Below are 6,004 nucleotides of genomic sequence, written 5' to 3'. Positions count from 1 at the left end.
TTTGTGTTCACTTGTTGTTCATCCGTTGTTCGCTTGTTGTTCACTTGTTGTTCAATCTGTTGTTCGCCTTTTTGGTAATCATCCCAATTAAGTATAGTTATTAGGCGGTTTTCATTACTTGTTTGTTGTTCGATTTGATGTTCGATTTCAAGCTTTTTTATAACTCGTTGTACCTTGCTTTCATTGATGTTAAATTGCTTTGCAATAGACTTTCTGCCAGTTATTAACTGTCCAGGTAATAGGGTTATTCGCTCGCCTTTGAACACCGCGTCACACTCTTTGTGCGTTGCATTTAACAGTAGATAAATCCATATTGACAAGTATTCACTGTCCTTACAAACAACCGGATTTTCCAATATTTTTCTATGTAGTTTTATGTAACCATCCAACTACACCACCTCTTCCAAAGTTACCTCAATACGAGGATTATTTTTATCAACCGAGAAGATATGTGTAAAATTCTCTATCTCATTCCATCCATCATTTTTTAATACACTGCACTTAACAAGACTGTCTTGAATAAACTTCATAGCTGCACTAAGGATATTGTCCTTATCTCTACGCTTGTTTTTCTCGTAGAACGCATAATGTATTATTACCGGATTCGATATACTAACATCTTTTAATTGCTGTCGTATGGACCATATAACGATACTCTCATTGTCTCGTTTCATCTTTCCTCCAACATATGGATTTTGACGATTAGCTGAGGTGTATTCGTTTAGAGCATCCAACCGACCTGGTATAGTAAATTTATATTTCATCGGATTCCTCCGTTTCTTTTTGCTATAGGGGAGTGGCTAGCTCCCCATGTACCGAATAAGGAGTAATAATTTGTGATATGTACTCTTCGGGTGCACTGCCTTAGTTTAGACAGTGTAGTCAATAGTTACTTTATAGATACGACTTTCCGAAATCTCTACGGAAATCGCTTCTATTTCCAATTTTAAGCTCATAAACTGTCTGTCCCCAACACTTCAACGCTAAATCAATAATTCGGTTCTTGTGAGGGCAATTTGCGCTTCCTGTGTGGTGTTCATTGCAAGCTGGTATCGTTAAGTGATACTTTTCTGCCTTTGCTCTATTTGCTGTACCGAAGAAAACATGATGTTCCTCAACATTCGGATTACCACAGAATACGCAATGCTCTGTATCTTCAACTAGAATACTTTTCATCTACACCTCTCCTAGTAAATCACTGGACCATATCGGACCTGTAAGAACCTTAGTGTGCTTGCAATAATCACAAATTCCACAACGGATAGGTGTAAACTCTTTGCCTTTCAAGGATAGAATTTTCTGAGTGTTGCTTTTAATTTCTGTTAATGCTTCATCAAGCAAACCTTGTTCACATTGGATAATTTCAATGTTCGGAACTTTTTCTTTACTTACTGCAGCAATATAGAACGGTAACCTCATTCCAGTGTTTAACCTAACTACTTCTTGGTATATTGCTCCTTGAATGTAATACCCCCATTCTCCGAGGAAGTTAACATATCCAATATCTTTATGGTAAAAGTGTTTAGTAATCGATTGGCATGTCTTAAGGTCTACAATGCATTTACCTTCGTGATAGCTGTCAATTCTAATTTTCCACTTTGCTCCGAACATTTCAGCAGTCATGATAACTTGCTTTTCGCCTGCCATATACTTCATAAATTCACTATCTCTTTCGCATCTTGTAATCATGTCATTTGCTTTAATATATTTAGCTAGTAATTCACCGTCTTTTTTGAACATACAAGAGTGTTGAGCTTTGAATAAATCCAATGTTCCTTCAAAGTGAGAATCAACATAAGAACCAACCATTAAAGCGTCTGATTCTTCCATGTCCTCAACCCATGTACCATCTAGCTTTGCAATGCCGTATTCTTCGCAACCAGGCTTTCCATACGTACCCATAAAGTCTTTATATTGGCTTGCAGATATATACTCTCTATTTGCTTCTTGACTATAATAATTTTCACTAGTTAACATCATGTTCGAGTACCTCACTTTCATTCACTGCAAATGGATCTGTTGTCTCCTCTTTTGCTGGTTGATTATCTGTATATTCTGCTTGTCCTTCATCATCAAAAACTTTCTGATCATCTTGTATCGCTCTTTGCATTTCAATACTCAACACGCCCCATCTGGAAAGAAGAAGTTTCAAAACTGTTTTTCTTGCCATTGCATCAAAATCAGTTGTCCATTTGCTTGTACTCCACCCTTTTTCAAGGTCTTTTTTATAACTAGCAGAATATGTTGTTGCATGAACTCTTACTTCGTCTACTGTCATAAAATAGTCTTTTCTAAATCCAGTAAGTAATTTAAACCATGCATAGTAGCCTACTATTTTATCTTTTTTACCTTCTTTTCTTTGTGTGCATAAAGAAAATGTTTTTGCAAGATTTACTTCACCTGTTATGGGATTATAATCAACCAATTCATCCTCATAAACTTCCGAAACATTCATTCCCTCATATGCACCAGAACGAATAGCAAGCTGTACAAACCCCTTATACATCATTTGAAATTGAGCTTTAAATATCTTGTTTTTATTGTCATAATAAGGAACTAAAGCACTGAAACCTAAGTTGCTATCAATCGGCAAATCATACGTTGCAGCTACTAAAGCAGAACTCATAATTGAGTTAGCTTCACATTTTTGTAAAGATGCATTACTTCCGATTGCATTCGTAATTGAGGTCATGAATTGGGGAGCTTTATTCCCCAAAACCTCATTAAATTTACTTTTTACAGTCTCCTGTGACAAGTAGCCTTTAACCTGCCCTAATACTGTTAATTCATTTCCCATAAGACTACTCCTCCATTTTATTTATAGATTCGAAATAAACACATTTGAGCTTTTTCTTATTTTTTAGCTCTCTATCACACACTTTTACAGCATATCCGGCTTTTAAGAGATACTTGGCCAACTCGAGAGTTTCATCCTTTGTAAGTGTACCGGATGGAATACCAATCGCTTGCATAAGGCACCTCCTAAAACTCGATAACTGTTAATTCATCATCGTCAGTAGTTCTAGTTGCAATAAACTGTAGGCCTTTGTCCTTGCACTTCTGATATAGCTTATCTCTAAGCTCAGTAGATAACTTCTCAGCTCCATCAATTAAGATGATCTGTAATCCGTTAGGCTTTTGAATTGCTACGTCTACGCAAAGGTCAAGTTTCTCGCCATCGGACAGATTAGATACTGGTAATCCATGAATTAATGGGATTCCATCTACTACGGTTAAACCATTAATAGGAATAGTACAATTTGCAAGTATTTCACCTGGAAGAGTTCTAGCTTTATCGATCTTGTCAGTGAGTACTTGAGATTGCGCTCTAAGTTCATCAATTTCTCCCTCTGTACGTTGCATACGACGATATTCGTTGATAAGGCCTTTCATTTCTTCTACCTTCTCGGCATCTTTCTGCAGTCCAGTAGTATCTTGTGGTTCCATCGTGAGATACTCTGCATACTCAGAAACTTCCGCATCAAACTTAGCGACATTCGCTTTATATTCTTGTTCAAGCAATGCAATCTTTGATTGTTTCTTTTCTCCAAGTCCACTCTTTTCGGTTTCTAACTCTTTTATTTGATTTTGTAGCTTGATAATCTCTTTCTCTATGTAACTCTCTTTGTTACCAAACTCAGTATCTAAAGCTGCTTTCCCAATTTCTAAATCTGCTTGGAATTTACGGACCTTGCTTTCGCGACCATCTTGCAACATTTTTGCACGATCAATCATTTGATTGGTTTTTCTGATTCGCTCAATCTTGGTGTAAATCTCTCCAACATTAGCATTCTCCCAATACTGCACATTGTAGTTCGCTGGGATTTCTGCAGCAATATCCTCACAGATTGCCTTTTTATTTCGAATGTCACGATTTATATCCTGTCTATCTTGAAAATAGCGACCTTTCTCTGATTGAACATCATTCAATATCTGTAAAATGTTCTGATCATAATTAATCCATGAAGGAATCTCACCAAACCATTCTTTAATAGTGTTTAAATCCCATGGATACTCAATCATGTTGAGGATAATAGAGTTTTGCTCGTTCTTATTCATAGCCAAAAACTCGACAGGGTTAAGCTGCAATGATGTAAAGATATCCTTAAGGAATGTCTCTGGACTAGCTACCTCCGCACCGTTCTGTTTAATACTCTTATAGTCAGCCTTGTTAGTACGAATCTTACGGTCTATCTTTAAACCGGTATCAGTCTCAATGATGATCTCGCCTTCTGTTTCTCCATTTCTAACTTTATAATCACGATTACTGCTGTTAGTAAGTGCTAATCTAATACTGTCGATAACGCTAGACTTTCCAGCTCCATTCTTGCCAATAAGCTCAACGCTTTCTCCTCCAAGTTGTTTTTCTTTAATTCCAAACAGGCTTTTAATACTAATTTTAGAAATTCTCATTTACAAAGTCCTTTCCGGTATGCTATGATACCCATAGATTATTTTTAGTTGTTGCACCTTAGCGATTCGCACTCGCTTGGGTGCTTTTTACTTTTCTTATTAGTTTTGCTCTGCACTTAGGGCATGTGTAGTTATCTTTTGCATATTCAACAGATTCCGACACATTCCATGGCTCTCCGCAGTATTTACTCCAAAAATATAATGCTCCTATTCTATTCTCCTCCTCTCATATATCCTGTAAATATACTCCAATGCTAGTAGACAAATACAAAAACCAACACTTCCAGATACCGCAAGAATAACACATGAAGTCCGAGTATCACGGTTAGGTGATGCTATAACACATACTGCAGATACTATCATTGCTAATAAAAGTAAAACCTCTATTGCACCGCCTAAAATTTTATGTAGCAAATCACTTTTCCAATTTATAAACGTATTAGTCTCTTGACATTGATAACATTTTGATACATTAGGTCTTATATCTCTGTACTTACAATTAAGGCATGTCCTCATAATCCACCTTCTTTCTATGCAATTAGTTTTCTAATATAGTCAACTCCTCTTTGATAAACCAAGGTTTTTATATTGATACAGGTATCACCGTTTGGTTTTGTATATTTCTGCTCGACAACTCGGAAATATCCATTGTCAATATACTTTTGATATGGCTGATTATTATTCATCAATACCCTTTTATCTCTTAGTAACTCGAAAAGTCTGTTTCTTCCTATGCTTCCGATTAATTTTGCAACTTGTCCAATTTCAATAGCATCTTTACTATCAGCTACGGTATCGAAAAACTCTGCCTTAGGCTTCATTTCAATTATCTTTTGTTCGGCTTGTACCCTTGCTTGACGTTCTTCTTTAAGCTGCGTTGCTACTGCTATAAGCAAGTCTGGGTTATTAATCAATTCATCTGTTGCATACATTCCATGCTTGCGAATCGAAGGTAGTACTTCGCTTGTTAACCACTTCTTAAATCGTTTGGCATTTTCTAACTTGCTCCCTAAAATGAGAGCATATAATCCGCTTTCGTTAATAACTGTTGTCTCTTGCAATCTTCCAAGCGAATCGGTGATGCCTTGTTTTAGGGCATCATCTTTATCTATGTGAGTAGCGATAGCGTTTTGTGTTTTTGCATATCCTAATATTGTTGCAACATCAGTTCCCACAAAATAAGGCTCATTGTTAATAGTTACTGTTCTAACTTGTCCAAACTCAGGATTCTCAAATACTTTTAATTGCTCCACTTATTTCCTCCTTTATGGAATATTTTGTTTTTTTGTGTTAGAATCTCCTTACAGGATCTGCAAAGCCTAGTACATATGAGAGGAGAGTAATTATGCCTAATATAATTAAAACTGAGCTTTCACAAATTGATACCGAGAAAGCTTCTTATGACATGGCTCTTGTGTATGCCAAGTCTAAACTAGAAGAAGCTATACGTAACGATACTTTTAGCGGTAGATCTATGCCAGAAGATATTGCACAAATGGAATATTTATCAGAAGAATTTTATAATGCATTTGGATATTTTTCTAACATGACGGACGAATCAATTAAGTCTATGATTGACCATGAATAATAG

The 6,004-nt window shown here is 36.2% G+C and carries 8 protein-coding genes and 1 pseudogene; 1 reads left to right on the top strand and 8 read right to left on the bottom strand.

Annotation, left to right across the window (positions count from 1 at the left end):
• The 8 genes and pseudogenes from RTP52_RS09740 to RTP52_RS09705 form a co-directional block, all read right to left on the bottom strand.
• Positions 1-389 (bottom strand): annotated as a pseudogene (locus tag RTP52_RS09740) (hypothetical protein); the annotation flags it as partial.
• On the bottom strand, positions 390-764 hold the full coding sequence (locus RTP52_RS09735; protein ID WP_312370885.1) for a hypothetical protein: 375 nt from the start codon (positions 762-764) through the stop codon (positions 390-392).
• A 130-nt stretch (positions 765-894) separates the two neighbouring features.
• Positions 895-1,176: a hypothetical protein gene (locus tag RTP52_RS09730; protein WP_312370884.1), complete on the bottom strand. Its 282-nt coding sequence runs from the start codon at positions 1,174-1,176 to the stop codon at positions 895-897.
• The gene (locus RTP52_RS09725) at positions 1,177-1,980 is read right to left on the bottom strand and encodes a PD-(D/E)XK nuclease-like domain-containing protein (RefSeq protein ID WP_312370882.1); all 804 of its coding nucleotides are present in this window, start codon (positions 1,978-1,980) and stop codon (positions 1,177-1,179) included.
• Positions 1,967-2,797, bottom strand: coding sequence for a recombinase RecT (locus RTP52_RS09720; protein WP_312370879.1), 831 nt, complete (start codon positions 2,795-2,797; stop codon positions 1,967-1,969). The genes RTP52_RS09725 and RTP52_RS09720 overlap by 14 nt, the downstream gene beginning before the upstream one ends.
• Before the next feature lie 4 nt (positions 2,798-2,801).
• Complete coding sequence (locus tag RTP52_RS09715; RefSeq protein WP_312370876.1) at positions 2,802-2,972, bottom strand: hypothetical protein; 171 nt, start codon at positions 2,970-2,972, stop codon at positions 2,802-2,804.
• A gap of 10 nt (positions 2,973-2,982) precedes the next feature.
• Entirely contained in the window at positions 2,983-4,413 is a 1,431-nt protein-coding gene (locus RTP52_RS09710; protein ID WP_312370874.1) for a hypothetical protein, read from the bottom strand.
• A gap of 530 nt (positions 4,414-4,943) precedes the next feature.
• Positions 4,944-5,666 carry a phage antirepressor gene (locus RTP52_RS09705; RefSeq protein WP_312370873.1) on the bottom strand — a complete coding sequence of 241 codons (723 nt, stop codon included), beginning with the start codon at positions 5,664-5,666 and terminating at the stop codon, positions 4,944-4,946.
• 92 nt (positions 5,667-5,758) lie between these two features.
• On the opposite strand from RTP52_RS09705, the gene RTP52_RS09700 reads away from it, so the two are divergent.
• Entirely contained in the window at positions 5,759-6,001 is a 243-nt protein-coding gene (locus RTP52_RS09700) for a hypothetical protein (RefSeq protein WP_312370872.1), read from the top strand.
• The last annotated feature ends 3 nt before the right edge of the window (positions 6,002-6,004 follow it).

Origin of the sequence: Lachnoclostridium sp. (assembly GCF_031997925.1) — a bacterium.
In the GTDB taxonomy this organism is placed as follows: domain Bacteria; phylum Bacillota; class Clostridia; order Lachnospirales; family Lachnospiraceae; genus Lachnoclostridium.
Note: the sequence above shows the minus strand (reverse complement) of the source record. Positions and strands in the feature narration are given on the sequence as shown.